The sequence below is a fragment of the Pusillimonas sp. ANT_WB101 genome, from assembly GCF_008369125.1.
Lineage (GTDB): Bacteria > Pseudomonadota > Gammaproteobacteria > Burkholderiales > Burkholderiaceae_B > Allopusillimonas.
Genome location: NZ_VOAY01000001.1, coordinates 1,093,752 through 1,114,437, shown reverse-complemented (window position 1 = coordinate 1,114,437; position 20,686 = coordinate 1,093,752). Strand labels below are relative to the sequence as shown.

Genomic DNA, 20,686 nt, shown 5'->3' with positions numbered 1-20,686 from the left:
CTGTACTTATGCGTAATTTCGGATGTCGTCGAGCACGTTGCTGCCAAAGTCATCGCGGTCTATGTAGCGCAAAATGCGGGCAGCCGTTTCGTCAGGCGAGGTAAGACGCCCTTCGTCGTGCAGTTGGGTAAAGCGTGCCACATTTGGAAAATCGTGGACATCGCTGGAGCGTATGGTTTGCTGCATGCCTGTGTCTATGACGCCGGGGGCAAGCGACACAATACGCACGCCATGTTCTTCAGCGTGCAGTACACGAGTGTAGTGATCGAGCGCCGCCTTGGTTGCACAGTAAACACCCCAGCCAGCCGTGGGGTTGCGCCCTGCGCCCGATGAAATATTAAGAATGCGGCAGTCAGCGCCCAAGGGTTTGACCGTCTGTAAAAAAGCCGTGGTCAGCAACATGACGCTGGTGACATTAAGGCTGAAGGCAGCGGTAATGGCTGCAGCATCAGACAATTGGTCGGTCTGGCTGATGGGCCCCACCGTGCCTGCGTTGTTGATGAGCAGATAGCGCTGCGCGCCGGCAGGCAGGTTGGCCACGATTTGTGCAGCCAGGCGTTCGGCGGCGGCCGGGTTGGCAAGATCAGATTGTATTTGCTGCACGTTACAGCCGGCCTGGGCTGCCTGCTGGGCCAACGCCTCATCATGAGAGCGCGAGACGGTGACCAACTGAGTGCCGGGCTGCAGCAGGCCCCGCGCAAGTGCATGGCCCAGGCCGCGGCTTGCACCGGTAACGATTGCAACGGTAGTGATTTCCATACTTATACCCCCTGTTTGAGGCTGGCTTCGATGAATGGGTCGAGGTCGCCGTCAAGCACCTTTTGCGTATTGGAGATTTCGACGTTAGTGCGCAAATCTTTGATGCGGCTTTGGTCCAGCACGTAAGAACGAATTTGATGGCCCCAGCCCACATCGGTTTTGGAGTCTTCCATTTTTTGCTGCTCAGCCATACGCTGACGTATCTCGAGCTCGTACAGACGCGAACGCAGCATTTGCATGGCTTCGGCGCGGTTACGGTGTTGCGACCTGTCGTTTTGGCACTGCACCACGATACCGGTGGGTTCGTGTGTGATACGTACCGCTGAATCGGTTTTGTTGATGTGCTGGCCGCCGGCACCGCTGGCACGGTAGGTGTCGACGCGCAAATCGGCCGGGTTAATGTCTACTTCAAAGGTGTCATCGACCTCTGGGTAAACGAACACGCTGGCAAATGAGGTATGACGCCCGTTGTTGGAGTCAAAAGGGCTTTTGCGCACCAGCCTGTGCACGCCGGTTTCGGTGCGCAGATAGCCAAAGGCGTAGTCGCCTTCGACCTTGACGGTGGCAGACTTGAGGCCAGCGACGTCGCCGTGTGACTCTTCAAGCACTTCAGCCTTAAAACCTTTGTGTTCGCAGTAGCGCAGGTATTGGCGCAGCAGCATTGAGGCCCAGTCTTGCGCCTCGGTGCCGCCGGCACCCGCCTGGATATCGACGAAGCAGTTAAGCGGGTCTGCCGGGTTGGAGAACATGCGCCGGAACTCAAGCGCTTCTAGTTTTTGCGCGATTTCCTGGGCATCGTGCTCGATGGCGGCCAACGTGGCGTCGTCATCTTCAGCAGCCGCCATTTCGAAGAGCTCGCGCGCATCGGTCAGGCTAGCATTGATGGCACCAAGCGTTTCTACTACATTTTCTAGACTCTTTTTCTCGCGACCTAAATCTTGAGCATGCTTGGGGTCATTCCAGACCTCAGCGCTTTCTAGTTCGGCATTAACGACGTGCAGGCGTTCAGCTTTGGCATCGTAGTCAAAGATACCTCCGAAGTGCAGCCTCACGCTCGGCGTAGTCTTCAAGGTGGGCTTCGAGTAGGTTTTGGCGTTCGGCTTCCATGAGTGTTCCTGTGCGGCGCGTTGGCGCGAAAATTGACGGTGAATAATTACGGTTAACCGACCATTTTAACCCGTACTTGCTATGGTGCTGTGGCGCATGGCGCTAGAATGGGCCCTAATCAAAGAATAAAGACCAGACACATGGCGTTTTCAAATACTCCACCCGATAATTCTCCGCTTGTTTCGTCGTCTGCCGGGCAGGGCAGCAAGCATAAGAAAGCAGGCGGCCTGGCGGCCATGTCACCTGCCAATTTCGGCATGGTGATGGCAACAGGCATTGTGTCGATTGCGGCGCACATGCTGGGGCATCCGTTAATTTCACAAAGCCTGTTTGTTCTGAACAATGGGCTTTTTTTGTTGCTGTGTGTGCTGACGCTGCTGCGTGCACTACGCTATCCGCGTCATTTTTTTGACGACATGGTAGACCACTTGCGCGGGCCGGGCTTCTTTACCACGGTGGTTGCCTGTTCGGTGCTGGGGTCGCAGTATTTGGTGCTCAGGGGTGATTCGTACATGGGGCGCGTGCTGTGGATGATGGCGCTGGCGTTATGGGTGGTGCTAACGTACACCATTTTTACGGCGCTAACCATCAAACGCAACAAGCCTTCGCTCGATAAAGGTATTAATGGCGGATGGTTGCTGGCCGTGGTGGCTACGCAGTCGATTTCGGTGTCCAGCGCGCTGCTGGCGACCACGCTTGGTCAGCCCTTCAGGCTGGAGCTGAACTTTCTGGCACTTTCCATGTGGCTGTGGGGTGGCATGCTTTATATCTGGACGATGGCGCTTATTTTTTACCGCTATACGTTCTTCCGGCTCTCGGCAGGTGACTTGACACCGCCGTACTGGATCAATATGGGTGCCATGGCCATTTCGACGCTGGCCGGTTCTTTGCTAATCGGCAATGCGCCCGACGCGCCGTATCTTCAGTCAGTGCTGCCATTTTTAAAGGGCTTTACCATTTTTTATTGGGCCAGTGGCACCTGGTGGATACCCATGCTGCTTATTCTGGGTATCTGGCGCTATGGATACCGGCGCTTTCCGTTTGAATATGACCCGCTTTACTGGGGCGCCGTCTTCCCACTAGGCATGTATGCCGCCTGCACGTGGCAAATGGATCATGTGATGGGCTTTGGTTTTTTGCAGCAAGTGCCGCGGCTGTTTTTTTTGATGGCGCTTGTAGCCTGGGTGTGTACAGCATATGGCGCACTAGCCAGCGTATACCGATTAATGCGCCATAACAGGTTCCGGCAAGGTTAATAAAACACACGTTGCTGGTATGTTCCACGTGCTTGATGCGGCTTGCGCTACCAGAACTGACTCCGGCAAGGCTAACAAAATAGACCTTGCCGGCGTGTTGCGCTTACTTACTGCTGCAGCTTGCACTACCAGAACTGGCTCTGGCAAGGCTAACACAATAGACCTTGCCAGAGTGTTGCACCTGCTTACTGCAGCAGGTTAGGCAGCCACAATGAAATAATCGGCACGTAAGATATAAGCATCAGGAACGACAGCAGGACGATCAGCCACGGAGAAGCTGCTCGCACGACCTGGCCTATGCTCATTTTAGTAATGCCCGCCGTGACAAACAGGTTGAGCCCTATAGGCGGCGTTACCATACCGATTTCCAGGTTGACCACCATGATAATGCCCAGATGCACTGGATCTATGCCCAACTGCGTGGCGATAGGGAACAGTATGGGTGCCATGATCAGGATGATGCCGGTGGGCTCCATGAACATACCGCCGATCAACAAAAGAATGTTGACGACAATAAGAAACTGCCACGAGGCCATATCCCAGGCTATGATTTGTTCAGCAATGACCTGAGGTATGCGCTCGGTGGTGAGTACATGCGCGAAGAGCAGGGCATTGACGATGATGAACATAAGCATCACCGTAACCTTGGACGCATCCATGAGTACGGCGGGTACCTGGCGCAACCCAATATCGCGGTAAACAAAAACGGCTACAAAAAACGCATAGACCGCTGACACCGCTGCTGCTTCTGTTGGCGTGAAAACGCCACCATAAATACCACCCAAAATAATGACGATAAGCATCAAGCCCCAGAAAGAATCTCGACCAGCGGCCAAAACTTCTTTGAGCGGCGCCTGAGGCTGACGCGGGTAGTTTTTGATACGGGCCACGATATAAATGGTGACCATAAGTGCAGCGCCCAGTGCAAGACCGGGTATCACACCCGCCATGAACAGACGCCCAACCGATGTTTCAGTGGCTGCGCCATACACCACCAGCACGATAGATGGCGGTATCAAAATACCCAGGGTGCCGGCATTGCAAACTACACCGGCAGCGAACGGAAGCGGGTAGCCCGTGCGTACCATGCCGGCGATTACGATGGAACCCACGGCCACCACGGTGGCGGGCGAGGACCCTGAAACAGCCGCAAACAGACAGCAGGCCAGGACCGAGGCAATAGCCAGACCGCCATGCAGATGGCCCACCGAGGCAACGGCAAAACGGATCATGCGCTTGGCAACGCCACCCGTCGTCATGAAAGCACCCGCCAGCACAAAGAAGGGGATGGCCATCAGGGTGAAGTGTTCAGAAGATTCGAACATTTTCAGTGACAGCGAGGCGAGCGAATCGGTGCCAAACAGCATAATGGTCAGCAACGAAGAAAGCCCAAGCGCGACTGCCACTGGCGTGCCCAAAAACATGAACACGAACAGCATAATGAAGAGGCCGGCAATGTTCATTATTTTTCTTCCTTGTCGGTAACAGAGGGGTCGGCACTTTGGAGCTTGAGCGCGTCTTCGACTTCATCGCCGAGCAATCGGGAGCGTCTGCCGCGCAGCATGTCATAGAGCACACCGGCAAAGCGCAAAAACAGCAAGCCAAAACCCACGGGCATTACAAGACGGGGTACCCACTGCGGTATGGGTATGTCTTGCGCAAGGATGCCGATTTCGTACATTTTATCGACGTAAATCCAGCTACCGTAAAAAACAATGACGGTGTAGATCAGGCACAGCGACACGGCGATAAAACCCGCGACGCGTGCGGCCTTGGGCGGCAAAACCTTGACGAGCGCATCGACCCCAATATGCGCACCTATGCGCACACCGTAGGCCATGCCCAGAAAAATAAGCCCGCCGAACAAAAACGTGGCGAGCTCTAATGCCCAGGTAAAGCTGTAGTTAAACACGTACCGTGCAATAACCTGGATAAATGTAATGAGTGTCATGGCAGCAAGGAACGTGGCGATTAACGCCTCCTCCAACCGCTCAAGCAATGGAAACTTCATGATGCTCTCCGAATCCGGAAAATGGCCGGGGACTACAAATTAATGCGGCGTAGTCCCCAGCAAGCGTTTAGCTCTTGTTGGCCTTCTGGGCGGATTCGATCAGGTCTTTACCGATGTCGCCTTCAAACTTCTTCCATACAGGTTCCATGGCAGCGCGCCATGCAGCGACGTCTTCTTTGGAAAGCTTTTGTACTTTGGCTTTGCCGGCGTCAACAATAAGTTGACGATCACGAGCGTTCAGCTCTGCAGCCAGGTTGTTGGCAAACACGGTGGCTTCTTCCATAGCCTGTGTCAGCCCTGCGCGTACATCTTCGGGCAGACCATCCCACCATTTGGCGTTAGTGACGACCATGTAGTCGATCACGCCGTGGTTGGTTTCAGCAATGGTTTTCTGCACTTCGTAGAATTTCTGCGAGTAGATGTTGGACCATGTGTTTTCTTGCCCATCAACCACGCCTGTTTGCAGGGCCTGATACACCTCACTGAAGGCGAGCTTTTGTGGGTTGGCACCAAGCGCCCTGAACTGGGCTTCGAGCACGTCAGAGCTTTGAATACGGAACTTAAGCCCTTTTACGTCTTCGGGGCGAGTAAGTTTGTCTTTGTTGGTCGACAGTTCTTTCATGCCGTTATGCCAGTAAGCCAGACCTTGCAGCCCACGGTTTTTCATGGCACCAAGTAACTCTTTGCCGGCATCGCTATGCTGGAAGCGGTCAACGGCGTCCATGTCATCAAAGAGGAAGGGCAAGTCAAAAAGCTGCAGTTTTTTGGTGTAGCGGTCAAACTTGGACAGCGACGGAGCAATCAGTTGAACGTCACCCAGCAACAGCGCTTCCATTTCTTTGGAGTCGCCAAACAGTTGCGAGTTAGGGAAAACCTGCACATCAACTTTGCCTGGCAGAAGTTTTTCGGCGATTTCTTCGAACTTGAGTGCGCCCTGGCCCTTAGGCGTTTTATCGGCCACAACGTGGCTGAACTTGATGACGATGGGCGATTGCGCTGCGGCTACCGACGAAAAAGCCAGCGCGATGCTGGTGGCCAGTAGGCCTAATGTTGTACGTGAGGTGAGTTTCATGGGTCTCTCCATGTTGGTTTTAGTGGTTGTGGAAAACGTTGCTCGACTACTGTATAGGCGTGAATGCCGACTGTCAAAATTCAGTTTTGGGGCGCCTCGCCGCCATAGCGGATGCGCTCGGAGCGTCTTCGCAGCGCTTCTAGTGTTGCCAGAAACAAAATGGAGACAACAATGAGCAGTGTAGCGATGGCGAGGATCGCCGGGTTGATTTGTTCACGCAAGCCAGCAAACATCTGGCGAGGAATAGTACCCTGTTCTGGGCCAGCAAGAAACAGAACCAGTACGATTTCATCAAATGATGTTACAAAAGCAAAGAGCGCGCCCGAAATAACGCCAGGGCGTATCAGGGGTATGACCACATCGCGAAACACCCGCAATGGAGACGCCCCCATGCTTAGGCCTGCCCGATAGAGTGACTGGTCAAACCCCGAAAGCGTTGCCGTGACGGTGATAATGACAAATGGCACCCCCAACGCCGCATGGGCAATGATAATGCCTGCAAAGCTGCCCACAAGATTGTAGCGCGTGTAAAAAAAGAACATGCCTGCCGCCACAATAATAAGCGGAACAATCATGGGCGAAAGCAGCAGTGCGGTAAAGAGGCGTCGCATAGGCATGTGTTCGCTGACCAGCCCCATGGCGGCAACCGTGCCCAGCGTGGTGGCGATCAGGGTGGCGCATATGCCAATAAAAAAGCTATTGCGTATGGCCAGCATCCAGTTCTGGCTGTGAAACACCGAGCTGTACCATTTTAGCGAGTAGGCCTGCGGGTCGAGCTGAAGCATGCCTTTGGTAAACGAAAAAAATGGCTCGGCATTGAACGACAGCGGGATAATGACCAGTATGGGCAACATCAAGAAAAACAACACAGCCCAGGCCGACAGCTTGAGCGCGTACGAACCCAGTTTGAGGCGCCAGTTGTAGTAGTCGGGTGTCATGTCCATATGCTTAGCCCAGTTTGATCGAACCAGCACCAACCAGGCGGTCATACACCCAGTACAGCGTCAGTATCAATGCCAGCAATAGCGTGCCGAGCGCAGCGGCCAAGCCCCAATTGCCCGAACTCTGCATGTGGAAAGCAATAATGTTGGATATCATTTGCCCGTCGGTGCCGCCGACCAGCGCAGGGGTAATGTAGTAACCCACAGAAATAATGAATACCAGCAGCGCCCCGGCGCTCAGGCCCGGTAAGGTCAGGGGGAAAAACACCCGCACAAAGGCCGACCAGGGGCGGCTTCCCAGCGAAAGTGCAGCACGCACGTAGCTGTGGTCTATGCCTTTCATGACGCTGTACAGCGGCAGAATCATGAACGGCAGCAAAATATGCGTCATGGCGATAATGGTCGCAAAGCGCGTATACAGCAGCTCGAGCGGCTGGCCGATAATGCCGGTTGCCATGAGCGTAGCGTTGATGACGCCATTGGTTTGCAATAGCGCGATCCAGGCGGTGGTGCGTACCAGCAGTGAGGTCCAGAAGGGCAGCAGCACCAACACCATTAACAGGCCCGCAGTACGTCTCGGGGCATGGGCAAGATAATAAGCCAGCGGATAGCCCAGCAGCAGACACAACACGGTAATCGTCAGGGCAATGCCCAGTGTCTTGCCGTATAGCTGCAGGTAGATACGCGCCGATTCACGCCAATGTACATCGCCCGCGCGGTTACGCTCGAGGTCTAGTGCGGTCAGGTAGTAGGTATCGGTATAAGGTCGACCCACTGACTTGATGGATCGCCACAGCTCGGGTTGGGCCCAGCGTTTATCCGCTTCGCGCAGCTTGAGCGCGCCCGACCCTTCCATGTCCTCGTCTTTGATGGCTCGCATTTTGCGCGCCGTCGCGTTGATCAGACTGGCTGAGCCCGGCTCTGCGCGATTGACGGCCGCAGCCAGCATGCCGGCCTTGCGTTCGGCCGCCAGGCTTTTCAGCTCATTAGCCATGGTGGTCAGGGTTGCGTCGTCAGGCATACCTTCACCAGACCACGTGGACAGCTTGGCCACCGTCTTTGGAATGAGCTCGACGACATCAGGGTTGTAAACACTGCGAAACAGCATGGTGGCGATAGGCGCCACAAAGGCAAAGAAAATAAAGGCCAACAGCGGTGCCACGAGCAAAACGGCAATACGCCGACGCCGACGCATCTCGTGTTTTTCTGCCCGAACCTCATCGGCTGACAGGGCGGTGAGCGGCGCATCATGGTGTGATGCGCCGGTATGGCTGGCTGTGGCCTTCATGTGTTTATGCCTGACTACTTAGTTGCATGACTCTGCCGTTTATTTCAGCAGCCACTCGTTGAATTTTTCACCCAACGACTCACCGTAATCAGCCCAGAAAATGCCGTCGGCCTTGATGCCTTCGTCTACGTGCGAGCTGGGAAGGTGGTCGATCACGTCTTTGGCAACCAATGCCATGGAGGACTTGCGTGGTGGGCCATAAGCAACGTCCTGGAAGCCAGCCAGTGCCTTGGTGCTCGTGGTAAAGGCAACAAACTTAAGCGCTTCCTCAAGATTGGGCGTGCCTTTTAGTATGCCCCATGCGTCAAGGTCGTACAGGTTGCCATCCCATACCAGGGTAAAAGGTTTGCCTTCTTTTTTGATGGCGTCAAAGAAGCGGCCGTTGGCAGATTGCACCATGATGGCGCCACCGTCATTAAGCAGCTGAGGTGCCTGTGACCAGCTGTCAAACCAGACAATATCGTCTTTTATGGTGTCGAGCTTGGCAAACGCACGATCCTGCCCTTCGGATGTAGCCAGTTCTTCGTATACTTTTTCGGGGGCTACGCCGTCAGCCAGCAATGCCCATTCGAGATTGACCTGGGCACGTTTGCGCAGCGCGCGCTTGCCGGGAAACCCTTTAAGGTCAAATAAATCGTTAATGGTCGACGGCTTTTTATCGCCTATGGTCTTGTCGTTGTAAGCATATACGGTTGCCCACACAATTTCGCCGACACCACATTCGTTCTCGAGCGCTTCGGGGATAAAGTCTTTTTCAGCCGGTGTGCCGTCAGCGCCTTTTAGCAAAACATTGCGCGGAATAACCTCTAGCAGGCCCTCGGCGCAGGCGCGTTCAAGGTCAATGGTTTCGATATCGACGACATCCCACTGAATTTTCCCTGATTCAACCTGGGCTTTCATTTCGGCAACGCCACCCGTGTAGTTTTCAAACAGCACCTTGTTACCGGTTTCTTTCATGTAGGGGTCAATCTGGTGTTTTTGCTGTGCTGCGCCATAGGCACCACCAAAGGAAACCACGGTCAGGGTTTTATCCTGGGCTTGTGCGTTAACGCTCAGGGCAAGGCCAAGCAGTATTGCGGGGCCCAGCGTAAGTGCGAATTTTTTCATTGTTAATCTCCTCGAGCTAAGGTGGTGTCGTATTTGCATGCAAAGCAATCGCTTGCGTTCCAGCCCAGTATGGCGGACTGTCCTTCGGTGAACTCGGGTGCGCGTGTGTCGTTAAGCGTTTTTACCGTTACATTGTTCGCACCGGGCAGGGCGAAGTAATACCGAATGAAATCGCCCACGTAATGGCGTGCGATAAAGCGCGCTTCAACCTGGTTGTCAAAGTGTTGGCTCTGCGTCGTAATAACGAGTTTTTCAGGCCGCACCGAAACGATGCATCGCGCGTCATCCGCACTGCAGTCGCTGTTCTGGGCCATGACGGTTGCGCCACAGTCAAGCGTACTTTGAACCTTGCCGTCATCTTGAAATACAGGAGCCTGGGCTGGCATGAGGTTGTTCTCGCCGATAAAGCTGGCGACAAAGGCGTTGGCCGGGCGTTCGTATAGCTGTTCGGGCGAGGCATATTGCTGCACCACACCCTGGTTGAACACAGCGATACGGCTGGACATGGTTAGCGCTTCAACCTGGTCGTGGGTGACATAAATAACCGTAAAGCCCAGTTGCTTGTGCAAGCGGGTAATTTCGAACTGCATTTGTTCGCGCAATTTTTTATCAAGGGCGCCCAAAGGTTCGTCCATGAGCACCAGTGTGGGTTCGAAGATTAGTGCGCGGGCCAGGGCTACACGCTGGCGCTGGCCACCTGAGAGCTGGCCCGGGTGCCGGTTGCCAAACTGATCCAGCTCAATAAGTTTGAGGTATTCGCCAACCCGCTTCTGTACCTGCTCTTTAGCCATGCCCCGCACTTTCAGCGGGTAGGCCAGGTTTTCGGCCACGGTCATGTGCGGAAACAGGGCATAGTTCTGAAAGACCATACCTATGTTGCGTTTGTACGGGGCGGTTTTGGTAATGGAGCGGCCATCAATGGTAATGCTGCCGCTGGTTACGTTTTCAAAACCGGCCAGCATCATGAGCACCGTGGTTTTGCCTGAGCCAGAGGGGCCGAGCAGGGTGACGAACTCACCTCGTTTTACGTCGAGGTTAAAGCTTTTAACGACCAGTGTTTTTTGATCGTAGGTTTTTTTTACGTTGGTAAATTGAAGAAATCCAGCCTCGCCCGTTTGTTTCATGCAGTGTCCCGTCTGTGCTTCTTGGTTGCGCGGGACCGGCCCGGCACGATCATTTTCTCTGCGAAACGAAATACGCTTCGCGGCGTGGAAATTAGAATAGCATCCGGATGTTACCGTGAGTACAGGGGTTTCCCCCCGCTGGGATGAGCGTCAGCGGATAGCGATAGCGACAGGGTGTCTGTAGCCGGGCACAGCTAATACGATTCAGCTTTGGCGCTCATGCATTGTCAGGAATGCCGCGGCGCAGGCGCATGGCGCGGCCGATGCGCTCGATGTCGTGCTGACTTAGCAGCCGGTCTGCCATGGGCAGCACCTCGTCTTCTTCGATCTGCATGTGTCGAGCATAGGCGCCTGTAAAGGCTTCGACCGTATGGGCGGCAAGCGCTATGCTGCCACCTTCTGAAATTTCTAGCAAAATCTTGCGTAGAGCCCACCAGGCGGCTTCAAGGTGGCGGTGTTCGGCGGCCAGTGCGCTGGTCATTTCACGTATACACACCGCGTCAGACCCAGCCATGGATTCGAGCATGGCCGGAAACAGGTCTTCTTCTTCGTCTGCATGGTGATGTACCGCAGCCGTATCAAAGTAACGAATGACACTGGCCGCAGCGCTGCGTGCGTCGGCATCGCATCCATGCTCTTTCAGGTGAGCAACCAGGCGCAGCAGGGTGTCGCATTGCCGACGTATACGTATGTGGCAGGCTGCCAGCATTTCAAGTGGGGCTTCTGTACTTGCCTGAGGGCCTGAATACCCTGGAAACTCGGTTGTCATGTGTTGATTTCTTATGGAGTAATGATAGGTGCCAGGCTGTTGCACGGCTATCTTCTATTATTGTCCTGCGGGGTGAAGGCTGCAAGTCTGCGCGCAGAGGTAAACAGACAACGTTGGGAGGGCGATTGAACGTGTGAGTGAAGCAATGAGCATGTTCTACGGCTAACTTGTCTGAAGCCGCTGACGCCGCGACGTGAGGTGAGGTGGCGTCACGTGAAATCCGCGTTGCACGGGTGGGCTAAATGTTTGCCATCACAAGCCGTTGCGGGTATGTAGAACAGCCTGATGCTGGCACTAATGGTATTACCGGCGTATTGCTTTGAAAATGATACAGTGAGACAAAGATTAATAACCAACGACAAACTGCAGCAAGGAGGTAGACACATATGCCACAGCCCGATTACGTATCCGCACTGGGCGCACCCGATCCCACAAGCCTTGATGACGATCTCCAAGAGGTTTTTCAAAAATGTGTCGACAAGCTGGGGCTGGTCCCCAACGTGCTGCAGGCTTACAGTGCGCGCCCAAACAAACTGCGCAATTTCATGGCCATGTACAACGAGTTAATGCTGGGGCCTTCGGGGTTAAGTAAGCTCGACCGTGAAATGGTGGCGGTGGTGGTTTCCAGCGCTAACCATTGTTATTACTGCCTTGTCGCGCATGGTGCTGCAGTAAGGGTCTTATCAGGTGACCCACAGTTAGGTGAGATGATGGTCATGAACTACCGTGTGGCGCCGCTGGACGCACGGCAACGGGCGATGCTGGATTTCGCATGGAAGCTGACCAAAACGCCTGAAATCGTGGTCAAGGCTGATCGCGACGCGTTGCGGGCTGTTGGACTCACCACGGATGACATTTTCGACCTTGCAGATACTGTGGGCTTTTTCAATATGTCTAATCGCATGGGTATTGGCATCGACATGATTCCCAACCCTGAATACCACGGCATGGCGCGGCCTGAACCGTTTAACCCGCCTGCAAAAAAAACCTGACGAGTGCGGCGATAGAGGTGGGGCTCGTGTGTCAGAGCCTTTTGCGGTAGTTCCTTCAGGCTGAGGGAACTATCAAATAAGTGCTTTAGCGTGTGGGTGAGCGACAGGTAATGTCTGCCGGCAAGTGGCTTCAATGCACAAAACAGCTGCGTGACATTTGTTTTCTTCGCAGTCAAAAACTTGCTTTAAAGGCCAAAAACTCGCGCCTCCACGGCAACAACACACGCCCTTAAAAAAATCTTTAGGGCGCATTGTGGCGTTTTTTTACTCCCCATTCAAAAGATGGCTTGGACGCCCAGAACGCGAGCCTTCGCCACGGCAATGCACGCCCTTGAACAGATCTTTGGGGCGCATTGCGAGCTTTTGGATGGTATCAGCCAGGTCACAGACTGTCTGTTTGTGATGGGTAGCGCGCCAAATATATACCCAGAGCTTATAAGCATAGTGCAGAAAAATTCTTGTTAAGCAAGATAGCGGCCAGTACAGTTCGATATAACAAATAAGTTAATCGAGCCCATATGAAACTAAGTTTCAATAATATAGAAAAGCAGTTTTCTGGTCTTCCCGTCATCGAAAACTTCAACCGCAGCATTGACGACGGCGAATTGGTCGCGCTGGTAGGGCCGTCGGGTTGCGGCAAGTCAACATTGCTGCACATGGTGGCAGGGCTTGAACGCCCCAGTGCCGGCCAACTGCTGGCTGACGGCGCGCCCATCAAAGGCCCACACCCTTCGCGCACGCTCATGTTTCAGGAAAACGCGCTCTATCCCTGGATGACGCTGGCGCAAAACGTGGCGCTGGCGCTTGAGTTTCAGGGCGAAAAAAAGAAAACGGCCCAAACCCAGGCGTATGGCTGGCTCGAAAAAGTAAACCTTAAAGGTTTCGAAACCTATTACCCGCATCAGGTTTCAGGCGGCATGAGGCAACGCGCGGCGCTTGCGCGTGCGTTTATTTCAAGCCCGCAAGCCTTGCTGCTCGATGAGCCTTTTGGTGCGCTTGACGCGCTCACGCGCCTGACGCTGCAAGATGTATTGCGCCAGTTACTTAATGAAGCGGCCCCCACCGTGCTTCTGGTCACGCATGATGTTGATGAAGCCTTATTTCTGGCTGATCGCATACTGGTCTTTAGCAAAAGGCCCGCCACTGTGCTTAAAGAGTTCAGGCTGCAACAGCACACCAAAACCCATGACCTGTCTCAGTTTGCCGCCTTGCGCAGCGAAATTCTCGTCTTGCTGGGCATCGAAGCCCACGCCGCAAGCGCTTCAGAGGCCTCAGCTTCTGATGCCGCGGCTCGTGCCATTGCCAAAGCCAATAACCCTGTATCTGTCAACGTTCCCGAGGAAGTAGAAGCATGAAGCTATCACGACTATTGCTGCCCGCGCTGGCCGCATTCGCGCTTACCACCCAGGCAGTCGCTGCCGACAAATTCAAGGTTGGTTATCTGCGCGTCATGGATGACGCGCAGGCGATTGCTGCCTACGAAGGTGGGCTTTATGCGAAGCACGGGCTTGATGTCGAACTGGTTGAGTTCAAGTCTGGCACTGACCTCATTAAGGCCATTGTTGGCGGCCAGCTTGATACCGGCGTGCTGGGCTTTACGAACGCGGCTTCCTGGTCTTCGCGTGGGGCTGACCTGAAGGTGGTTGGCGGTGCGCAACATGGCTACCACGCCATTGTTGTGCGCGATGATGCTGGCATTAAAGACGTCAAAGACCTCAAGGGCAAGACGCTGGCTTCGCAGAAAGAGGGCAGTACGGCAGATACCGTTTTGAAAGGGGTGGTGCTAAAAAATGCAGGGCTGGAGCGCGGCGACGTCACGGTCATGGGCGTTAGCCCGCAGGTTGCAGTGCAGTCACTGGTTGGCAAGCGTGTCGATGCAGCGTTTTTGTTCGAACCACAGGCCAGTATCGCCAAGCTGATCGCACCCGTTACGCAAATCTATGAAATTGGCGAGGTATGGCCGTTTCCATGCATGGTCGTTATCACTGCAGGCGACACACTCAAAAAACGTAAAGACGATGTCTGGAAATCACTGGATGCACAGCGTGAAGCCATTGATTTGCTGCAAAACAAGCCAGCCGAAGCCGCCAAGCTGATCGCCAGCTACTTTGTTGCCGAGCCTACGATCAAGACGCTGAAAAATGGCGACGTAGCGCGTGAAGACGTTATCCAGAAAGCTATTGAAAGCCAAACGTTTAGCCCTGTACTTACAACGCAAGAAGTCGCCCGCATGCAAGAGATCGCTGACATCATGCAAAAGCAGGGTGCACTGAAAACGCGTGACGGTAGCTCGTTCGATGTAAGCAAAATCGTAGATCTCGAGTGGCAGCAGGCGCGCAAGTTATAAAGCGGCCGGTACAGTACCAAGTCGTCACGCCTGGCTGGGTTAAGTATCCCGTGGCGTGACATCGCAGCACCAAGGCGGTCGGTTGTGCCGATCGCCTTTCTTATTAGCAATCATGAGCACTCAGAAAAGACTTTCTCCTTCTAACAAACGATTGGCCATGGCAGTCGCCGTTATCGTTATTTTGCTGTTCTGGCAGACGGCGGCCTGGATTTTGCCCGACTTTCTCATGCCTGGCGTGCCGTCTGTGTTTGTCCGACTAGGGCTTGAAACACAGTCTGCCGAGTTTCGCGCGGCGCTTTCGGGTAGCCTGGGTCGCCTTGGCGTAGGCTACGGGCTGGCCTTGCTGTTTGGCATAGGCTTTGGCCTGGCAGGGGGCGTGCTGTTCTTTTTCCGCGAAGTGCTCAAGTCAGCCATTATTATTTTGCAGTCAATTCCGTCCATTGCTTGGGTGCCGCTGTTTCTGATCATGATGGGTTTTGGCAACACGCCCATTATTGTAGTGGTGGCATTGGCGGCGTTTTTTCCTGCTGCGCTGTCAGTCATGAACGCAACAGAAAGTGTGCTTAGCGTTCATGTTTCTGCCGCGCGGGTTATGGGGGCCAGCCGCTGGGGCATGATTAAGCGCGTGTATTTGCCAGCGGTCACGCCCGAGCTTATAACGGGTGCCCAGCTTGCTTTCGGCAATGCGTGGCGCGCGCTGATCTCGGCCGAAATGCTTATTGGTTTTGGGCAGGGGCTGGGTCGGTCGCTGGCATACTCGGGCGAAACGGCCGACATGATAGGCGTAATGGCCAATATTTTGACCATTGCCATACTGGCGACCTTGATCGATCAGGTTTTTCTTGAGAAACTCAAGCGCCGCCTTTTGCGTTATCAATACGTATGATAAAGCCAGCCACTCTTCGTCTACAGGCCCGTGGCGCACTATTCGCTGCGCTTTTAGTGGCTGCACTTATGGCACGTTTTCAGCCCGCGTTTGCAGCATCTTCTGAGGTGGCCGACAACAAACCAGTGGTGGTCGCCATGCATTATGTCATCCCGGAGTTTGTAGGCGGTCAGAAAGTGCGTACGCCTGAGGCACCGGATGCAACCATGGCACAAGCCTTGGCGGCAATGCTGGGGGCTTCTGACGAAATGCCGTTGCGCGCTGATGCGCACGTGGCCGAGCGCCTGCAAAAGGGCGAGGCTGATGTGGCGTTGCTGTCAGTGCCTGACGGTGCTGCTCAGCTTCCCGAAGGAATAATTGCGCTACCCACGGGCTATCGTTCACGGCCCATGGCGATTATGCGCACCGACACTGACATCAAGTCATGGGAACAACTGCAGGGGCGTACGGTATGTGTTGCCGAAGGTGGCCTCTATATAGGCAAGATGGCTGCACAGTATGGTGCCATCGAGCAGGTATACCGGGCACCGGCAGATTCTCTGCTGGCGCTGCGTACGGGTAAATGCGATGCGGCCGTGCACGATGAGGCGTTATTTCGTAGCCTGTTGAAGTTACCCGAATGGAAAAAGTTTTCAGCCAGCCTGCCGCCGCGTGACAACATGGATCTGGTGTTTGCAGTACGCCGAGACAATACGGCGGTGCTTGAGGCAGCCCAAAAACTTGTGCAAGGCTGGCGTTCTGAAGGGTATCTGAAAAAACTGCTGAAGCAACGCGCCAACGATATTGCCTTCGAGGTTTATCTCGACCAGTCTGTGCCAGACTGCCACTAGACCTATACCCTTGATCACTTCCCGTACCCTTGATCACCTCCAGTACCTTTAATTGCTTCTGATACTTTTAATCGCTTGCAAAGACTGTGTGGCTGTTGAGGCCTGGCCCATATCGCAGTAAGCTGTCGTCCCTCGGGCAGTTTTACCTGGCACATTGCGACCGAAACATATCACGGGATCTTATACCGATACTGCTCAGCTATTCTGCGTGCAAACGGGTATGAGCCATCACACCAACGGGGAAACTAATGAAAACCATAGGCTTGCTCGGCGGCATGAGCTGGGAAAGTACAGCACATTATTATCGCGACATTAACCAGGGCGTACGCGCACGTCTGGGCGGGCTGCATTCTGCCCGCATCGCCATGTACAGTGTTGATTTTGAAGAGATTGAAAAACTGCAAAATGCAGGCGACTGGGTTGCAGCGGGTGTTGTACTGGCCGAAGCCGCCGCGCGCGTAGAAGCCGCTGGTGCCGATTTTTTGGTGCTGTGTACCAATACCATGCACAAGGTTGCTGATGACATAAGCAATGCGGTGTCTATACCATTGCTGCATATTGCCGACGCCACAGGTGACGAATTGCAACTTGATGGCATTGAAACCGTGGGGCTGCTGGGTACGGCCTTTACCATGCAGCAGGGCTTTTACAAAGACCGCCTGGCACTGCAATCAGGCATGCGCGTGCTGGTGCCCGACGACGCCGACCAGCAAGTGGTACACCGCATTATTTATGACGAGTTGTGCCAGGGCGTTATACGGCCTGAGTCAAAACGCGATTACTTGCGCATCATAGACAAGCTTGCAGAGCAGGGTGCCGAGGCCGTTATTTTGGGCTGCACCGAGATCGGCATGCTGGTTGAGCAGGCCGATACGCCGGTCAAGCTGTTTGATACCACGCGTATTCATGCCCAGCGTGCTGTCGCCATGGCGCTGGCGAAATAAGGCTGGCGTGGCGCTGGGCGCATAGAGGCTCGCAGCGCTGCACTGGGCACTTAAAGCGTGCGCTGCGTGGCGTTCGCTACATAAAGCTGGCGTGGTGCTGGCTTATTGGGCGGCGTCTTCAGCCGCCGGGTCGCAGGTTGCCGCCCCCTGAAACTTCGCCTGGGTAACATGCGTACCGGGGGGCACATCATCGATGAGCCACACGTTACCGCCTATGGTGCACCCTTTGCCCAGCGTAACGCGGCCAAGTATGGTGGCGCCCGCGTAGATAACCACGTCGTCTTCGACGATAGGGTGGCGGGGCAAGCCTTTTTCGAGCTTGCCGTTTTCATCAAGAGGAAAACGTTTGGCCCCCAGCGTAACCGCCTGGTAGAGGCGTACGCGATCGCCAATAATGGTTGTTTCACCGATAACGACGCCCGTTCCGTGATCAATGAAAAAGCAAGAGCCTATCTGCGCGCCGGGGTGGATATCAATGCCGGTTTTTGAGTGAGCGATTTCTGATGACATACGGGCCAGCAGAGGCAACTCGAGCTTGTAGAGCTGATGAGCTATGCGATGATGGATCATGGCCAGCACGCCCGGATAGCACAGCAACACCTCGTCGACGCTGCGCGCTGCAGGGTCACCCTGAAAGGCAGCCAGTACATCGCTGTCGAGCAGACGCCGCATGGCAGGCAGTGAAGCGGCAAACGTTTGTACTGCCTGAATAGCCTGTGCTTCGACGGCGTTGTCAGCCAGCGTTTCATGCCGTCTTTGGTAACGCAGCTCGAGCCGCACCTGGCTTAATAAGGCATGCAGGGCGGAATCAAGCGTATGCCCGACGAAAAAGTCTTCGCTTTCCTGGCGCAGGTCAAGCGGGCCAAGCCGCATGGGGAAGAGTATGCCTTTGAATGCCTCAAGAATATGCTCAATGGCCAGGGGGGATGGGAACTCACGCCCGCCCGGCTCGCGCGACCTGCGCTGTGACGTGCGCCATGCTTGCCTTTCGGCGTTCAGTGCGGCAACAATGGGTTGGATGTCGAATACGGCCATGAGCGGGAAAACCTCGGGGTTGAAATAAAGCCTGTGCCAGCGCCGCTGCACCTGCACTTGGTGGCAATGCGTGCGTTTGTGGTGTACAACTGCACTAACGTGACTGGCAGTGTGAACGGGGAGAAAACAATTATGATACCAATCTATTCACCTAAGTCAGAGTCTGAGGCAGCGGTTATTGCTTCCATGATGCAAGCCTATGGCATTCACTTCGTCATGCAGGGCGGGGCGTTCAGCTCCATGTATCCAGGCCCGCTTACGGGAAGTCTAAATGCCCAGACGCTTTTGGTCGAAAAAGAGAACGCAGAGCTGGCGATGCAGTTGATAGCGCCCATGATTGCTGAGTAATTCTTGTCGACATGTCTGCTGTTTGCTTGCGGGTTTTGAGGCAGGGTGATCTCACGCACTTGTTGTAAAGTGGTTTCGGCTCGTAGGGTGCCTAAAAATGGGCGCTTGCGCGGTAGGTTACGATAATGCCTGTCGCGCGCATCTGGCGCGCTGTTTCTATTGTGCTGCCTTTGCCTGATGAGTCATAAACTTACCCCCACAACTGTATTGCTGCTTGTCATTCCGCCACTGCTATGGGCGGGCAACGCCGTAGTGGGGCGGGCTGTGCACGACGTTGTCCCGCCAGTTACGCTTAATTTTTTGCGCTGGGCCATCGCACTTGTCATTCTGGCGCCATTTGGCCGGGTTATTTTCCGCAAGGGTAGCGGGCTTTGGAAGCATCGCAAGCGTTACGCGCTTTTGGGCCTGTTGGGCATAGGGCTGTACAACTCCATGCAGTACATGGCCCTGCATACATCTACGGCGGTTAACGTAACGCTGGTGGGCGCCAGCATGCCGGTATGGATGCTTGTTATTGGGGCGCTGGTTTTCGGAACACGCGTCAAGACCTGGCAGATTGCCGGTGCCGTGCTGTCGTTGGTCGGGGTGCTGGTCGTTCTAAGCCACGGCGAATGGTCGCAACTAATGAGTCTGCGGTTTGTGCCTGGCGACGTGATTCAGTTAATTGCGACCATTATCTGGGCCCTGTACAGCTGGCTGCTTATTAAAGGGCATGATCCGGCCGAGATTCGTTCAAACTGGGTAGGGGTGTTGCTGGCGCAACTGGTTTATGGCGTAGCCTGGTCAGGTGCGATGGCCGGTGGCGAATGGCTGGTGGTGGACGACGCACATATTACCTGGAGCTGGGGCCTGGGTGTGGCACTAATTTATGTCGCCATTGGCCCTGCTATTGTGGCCTTGCGTTGCTGGGGGGCTGGGGTGCAGCGGGTGGGGCCAACACTTGCCGGTTTTTTTGCCAATCTTTCGCCCTTGTTCGCCGCGCTTATGTCGGTGGCTTTTTTGGGCGAATCACCCCAGTTTTATCACGCCTTGGCCTTTGTGCTGATTGTTGGCGGCATTGTGGTGTCTTCGAGGTCATCGGCCTGAGCTGCGCGCGTGGGCAGGCTAAATAACGAGAAAAACTGCTGCAGCGCCGCTTTGTCACCACTGTAAGCCGCTCCATGGCCACTGACAGCGGCAGCCAGGCTGAGGTTGCCAAAGGCGAGGGCGAGCAGGGTATCGGTGGGGGCAGTCAGGCTGGCCTGGGCACTGGGCGCAGCGGCCCGAGTGATGGTAAACACCCCTGTCTCAAGGCAAATATGATAATCGTCAGCCTCTTGGCCCGGCTTGATATTTATGCTGAACGCCTGTACGTCAGCGGCTTCAGGCCTGAACATGGCCTTGAGCGACAACATTAATGCATCGGGCCCCAGGGCGGCCCCTCGTAAAAAAACAGGCGAACGTACGCCCCAGCGGGCCAATTGCAGCACAATCGGTTCGAGCTCTTGACCCCACTGGGTAAGTTCGTAAACCCAGGCGCTGGCAGGCCTTGGCAGTTTGCGCCGCACAATAATGCTGAAAGACTCCAGCTCACCCAGGCGCTGAGTAAGCACGTTGGGGCTAATGGCCCCCAGGCCGCCACGCAAATCGGTAAAGCGCTTGGGGCCCAGAAGCAGCTCGCGCACAATGAGCAGCGCCCAGCGCTCTCCCACAAGGTCAAGTGCGTGAGCGGCGGCGCACGCATCATCGTAACTACGTTTTATTGCCATGCGTAACAGTTTAGCACGATAGTCCTTAAAAAATATTAAGCAGTTGTTTTTTAGGACTACCTGGTGTTAGAGTGTGATTGCACCGATCAAAAACTGAGCCAACACATCAGGCAGCCGGTGAC

21 protein-coding genes are annotated in these 20,686 nt (G+C 54.7%); 9 read left to right on the top strand and 12 right to left on the bottom strand.

Annotated elements, in window-relative coordinates; genetic code table 11:
- Positions 1-6 precede the first annotated feature (6 nt).
- Positions 7-759, bottom strand: a complete 753-nt coding sequence (locus FQ179_RS05115) for an SDR family oxidoreductase (RefSeq protein WP_149396159.1) — start codon at positions 757-759, stop codon at positions 7-9.
- A gap of 2 nt (positions 760-761) precedes the next feature.
- Positions 762-1,866 (bottom strand): peptide chain release factor 2 gene (prfB, locus tag FQ179_RS05110; RefSeq protein WP_149396158.1). Its coding sequence is split into 2 segments (ribosomal slippage): positions 762-1,784 and positions 1,786-1,866, totalling 1,104 coding nucleotides; the frame shifts between segments, so codons are not numbered across the junction.
- Positions 1,867-2,006: 140 nt separating this feature from the next.
- Between prfB and FQ179_RS05105 the strand changes: the two genes are divergently transcribed.
- Positions 2,007-3,122, top strand: a complete 1,116-nt coding sequence (locus tag FQ179_RS05105) for a tellurite resistance/C4-dicarboxylate transporter family protein (protein ID WP_149396157.1) — start codon at positions 2,007-2,009, stop codon at positions 3,120-3,122.
- A 185-nt stretch (positions 3,123-3,307) separates the two neighbouring features.
- Here FQ179_RS05105 and FQ179_RS05100 read toward each other — a convergent pair whose 3' ends face one another.
- The 8 genes from FQ179_RS05100 to FQ179_RS05065 all read right to left on the bottom strand — a co-directional run bounded on the left by FQ179_RS05100 (position 3,308) and on the right by FQ179_RS05065 (position 11,434).
- Positions 3,308-4,585, bottom strand: a complete 1,278-nt coding sequence (locus FQ179_RS05100) for a TRAP transporter large permease (RefSeq protein ID WP_149396156.1) — start codon at positions 4,583-4,585, stop codon at positions 3,308-3,310.
- The gene (locus FQ179_RS05095; RefSeq protein WP_149396155.1) at positions 4,585-5,133 is read right to left on the bottom strand and encodes a TRAP transporter small permease; all 549 of its coding nucleotides are present in this window, start codon (positions 5,131-5,133) and stop codon (positions 4,585-4,587) included. The genes FQ179_RS05100 and FQ179_RS05095 overlap by 1 nt, the downstream gene beginning before the upstream one ends.
- A 67-nt stretch (positions 5,134-5,200) precedes the next feature.
- A complete protein-coding gene (locus FQ179_RS05090) occupies positions 5,201-6,205 on the bottom strand; it encodes a TRAP transporter substrate-binding protein (RefSeq protein WP_149396154.1) in 1,005 nt (334 codons plus the stop codon).
- A gap of 80 nt (positions 6,206-6,285) precedes the next feature.
- Positions 6,286-7,143, bottom strand: coding sequence for an ABC transporter permease (locus tag FQ179_RS05085; RefSeq protein ID WP_255474837.1), 858 nt, complete (start codon positions 7,141-7,143; stop codon positions 6,286-6,288).
- Between the two features lie 10 nt (positions 7,144-7,153).
- The gene (locus tag FQ179_RS05080) at positions 7,154-8,434 is read right to left on the bottom strand and encodes an ABC transporter permease (protein ID WP_223146189.1); all 1,281 of its coding nucleotides are present in this window, start codon (positions 8,432-8,434) and stop codon (positions 7,154-7,156) included.
- 39 nt (positions 8,435-8,473) lie between these two features.
- Positions 8,474-9,541, bottom strand: a complete 1,068-nt coding sequence (locus FQ179_RS05075; protein ID WP_149396152.1) for an ABC transporter substrate-binding protein — start codon at positions 9,539-9,541, stop codon at positions 8,474-8,476.
- A gap of 2 nt (positions 9,542-9,543) precedes the next feature.
- Positions 9,544-10,665, bottom strand: coding sequence for an ABC transporter ATP-binding protein (locus FQ179_RS05070; protein ID WP_149396151.1), 1,122 nt, complete (start codon positions 10,663-10,665; stop codon positions 9,544-9,546).
- 217 nt (positions 10,666-10,882) lie between these two features.
- Positions 10,883-11,434: a hemerythrin domain-containing protein gene (locus FQ179_RS05065; RefSeq protein ID WP_149396150.1), complete on the bottom strand. Its 552-nt coding sequence runs from the start codon at positions 11,432-11,434 to the stop codon at positions 10,883-10,885.
- Between the two features lie 386 nt (positions 11,435-11,820).
- Here FQ179_RS05065 and FQ179_RS05060 point away from each other — a divergent pair, with 386 nt between their 5' ends.
- The 6 genes from FQ179_RS05060 (at position 11,821) to FQ179_RS05035 (ending at position 17,433) form a co-directional block, all read left to right on the top strand.
- Positions 11,821-12,426, top strand: coding sequence for a peroxidase-related enzyme (locus FQ179_RS05060; RefSeq protein WP_149396149.1), 606 nt, complete (start codon positions 11,821-11,823; stop codon positions 12,424-12,426).
- A gap of 518 nt (positions 12,427-12,944) precedes the next feature.
- A complete protein-coding gene (locus FQ179_RS05055) occupies positions 12,945-13,781 on the top strand; it encodes an ABC transporter ATP-binding protein (protein ID WP_149396148.1) in 837 nt (278 codons plus the stop codon).
- Complete coding sequence (locus FQ179_RS05050; protein WP_149396147.1) at positions 13,778-14,773, top strand: ABC transporter substrate-binding protein; 996 nt, start codon at positions 13,778-13,780, stop codon at positions 14,771-14,773. Before FQ179_RS05055 ends, FQ179_RS05050 begins: the two co-directional genes overlap by 4 nt.
- 157 nt (positions 14,774-14,930) lie before the next feature.
- Positions 14,931-15,659, top strand: a complete 729-nt coding sequence (locus tag FQ179_RS05045; RefSeq protein WP_370459837.1) for an ABC transporter permease — start codon at positions 14,931-14,933, stop codon at positions 15,657-15,659.
- 68 nt (positions 15,660-15,727) lie between these two features.
- Entirely contained in the window at positions 15,728-16,489 is a 762-nt protein-coding gene (locus FQ179_RS05040) for a transporter substrate-binding domain-containing protein (protein ID WP_188074498.1), read from the top strand.
- Positions 16,490-16,737: 248 nt separating this feature from the next.
- Entirely contained in the window at positions 16,738-17,433 is a 696-nt protein-coding gene (locus FQ179_RS05035) for an aspartate/glutamate racemase family protein (protein WP_149396144.1), read from the top strand.
- A gap of 102 nt (positions 17,434-17,535) precedes the next feature.
- Here the strand turns inward: FQ179_RS05035 and epsC are convergent, their stop codons facing one another.
- Complete coding sequence (gene epsC / locus FQ179_RS05030) at positions 17,536-18,468, bottom strand: serine O-acetyltransferase EpsC (protein WP_149396143.1); 933 nt, start codon at positions 18,466-18,468, stop codon at positions 17,536-17,538.
- A 132-nt stretch (positions 18,469-18,600) separates the two neighbouring features.
- On the opposite strand from epsC, the gene FQ179_RS05025 reads away from it, so the two are divergent.
- Together FQ179_RS05025 and FQ179_RS05020 are read left to right on the top strand one after the other, a co-directional pair.
- Positions 18,601-18,816: a hypothetical protein gene (locus tag FQ179_RS05025; protein ID WP_137238312.1), complete on the top strand. Its 216-nt coding sequence runs from the start codon at positions 18,601-18,603 to the stop codon at positions 18,814-18,816.
- Between the two features lie 177 nt (positions 18,817-18,993).
- Complete coding sequence (locus FQ179_RS05020) at positions 18,994-19,902, top strand: DMT family transporter (protein ID WP_149396142.1); 909 nt, start codon at positions 18,994-18,996, stop codon at positions 19,900-19,902.
- On the opposite strand, the gene FQ179_RS05015 is transcribed toward FQ179_RS05020, so the two are convergent.
- The gene (locus tag FQ179_RS05015; RefSeq protein WP_149396141.1) at positions 19,839-20,564 is read right to left on the bottom strand and encodes a helix-turn-helix domain-containing protein; all 726 of its coding nucleotides are present in this window, start codon (positions 20,562-20,564) and stop codon (positions 19,839-19,841) included. The two genes, FQ179_RS05020 and FQ179_RS05015, sit on opposite strands and share 64 nt — an antisense overlap.
- Between the last annotated feature and the right edge of the window lie 122 nt (positions 20,565-20,686).

What these genes read in the sequence shown, in the direction of transcription:
- FQ179_RS05115 (WP_149396159.1), bottom strand. Translation starts at nt 759, where the DNA reads ATGGAAATCACTACCGTTGCAATCGTTACCGGTGCAAGCCGCGGCCTG.
- FQ179_RS05105 (WP_149396157.1), top strand. Translation starts at nt 2,007, where the DNA reads ATGGCGTTTTCAAATACTCCACCCGATAATTCTCCGCTTGTTTCGTCG.
- FQ179_RS05100 (WP_149396156.1), bottom strand. Translation starts at nt 4,585, where the DNA reads ATGAACATTGCCGGCCTCTTCATTATGCTGTTCGTGTTCATGTTTTTG.
- FQ179_RS05095 (WP_149396155.1), bottom strand. Translation starts at nt 5,133, where the DNA reads ATGAAGTTTCCATTGCTTGAGCGGTTGGAGGAGGCGTTAATCGCCACG.
- FQ179_RS05090 (WP_149396154.1), bottom strand. Translation starts at nt 6,205, where the DNA reads ATGAAACTCACCTCACGTACAACATTAGGCCTACTGGCCACCAGCATC.
- FQ179_RS05085 (WP_255474837.1), bottom strand. Translation starts at nt 7,143, where the DNA reads ATGACACCCGACTACTACAACTGGCGCCTCAAACTGGGTTCGTACGCG.
- FQ179_RS05080 (WP_223146189.1), bottom strand. Translation starts at nt 8,434, where the DNA reads ATGAAGGCCACAGCCAGCCATACCGGCGCATCACACCATGATGCGCCG.
- FQ179_RS05075 (WP_149396152.1), bottom strand. Translation starts at nt 9,541, where the DNA reads ATGAAAAAATTCGCACTTACGCTGGGCCCCGCAATACTGCTTGGCCTT.
- FQ179_RS05070 (WP_149396151.1), bottom strand. Translation starts at nt 10,665, where the DNA reads ATGAAACAAACGGGCGAGGCTGGATTTCTTCAATTTACCAACGTAAAA.
- FQ179_RS05065 (WP_149396150.1), bottom strand. Translation starts at nt 11,434, where the DNA reads ATGACAACCGAGTTTCCAGGGTATTCAGGCCCTCAGGCAAGTACAGAA.
- FQ179_RS05060 (WP_149396149.1), top strand. Translation starts at nt 11,821, where the DNA reads ATGCCACAGCCCGATTACGTATCCGCACTGGGCGCACCCGATCCCACA.
- FQ179_RS05055 (WP_149396148.1), top strand. Translation starts at nt 12,945, where the DNA reads ATGAAACTAAGTTTCAATAATATAGAAAAGCAGTTTTCTGGTCTTCCC.
- FQ179_RS05050 (WP_149396147.1), top strand. Translation starts at nt 13,778, where the DNA reads ATGAAGCTATCACGACTATTGCTGCCCGCGCTGGCCGCATTCGCGCTT.
- FQ179_RS05045 (WP_370459837.1), top strand. Translation starts at nt 14,931, where the DNA reads ATGGCAGTCGCCGTTATCGTTATTTTGCTGTTCTGGCAGACGGCGGCC.
- FQ179_RS05040 (WP_188074498.1), top strand. Translation starts at nt 15,728, where the DNA reads ATGGCACGTTTTCAGCCCGCGTTTGCAGCATCTTCTGAGGTGGCCGAC.
- FQ179_RS05035 (WP_149396144.1), top strand. Translation starts at nt 16,738, where the DNA reads ATGAAAACCATAGGCTTGCTCGGCGGCATGAGCTGGGAAAGTACAGCA.
- epsC (WP_149396143.1), bottom strand. Translation starts at nt 18,468, where the DNA reads ATGGCCGTATTCGACATCCAACCCATTGTTGCCGCACTGAACGCCGAA.
- FQ179_RS05025 (WP_137238312.1), top strand. Translation starts at nt 18,601, where the DNA reads ATGATACCAATCTATTCACCTAAGTCAGAGTCTGAGGCAGCGGTTATT.
- FQ179_RS05020 (WP_149396142.1), top strand. Translation starts at nt 18,994, where the DNA reads ATGAGTCATAAACTTACCCCCACAACTGTATTGCTGCTTGTCATTCCG.
- FQ179_RS05015 (WP_149396141.1), bottom strand. Translation starts at nt 20,564, where the DNA reads ATGGCAATAAAACGTAGTTACGATGATGCGTGCGCCGCCGCTCACGCA.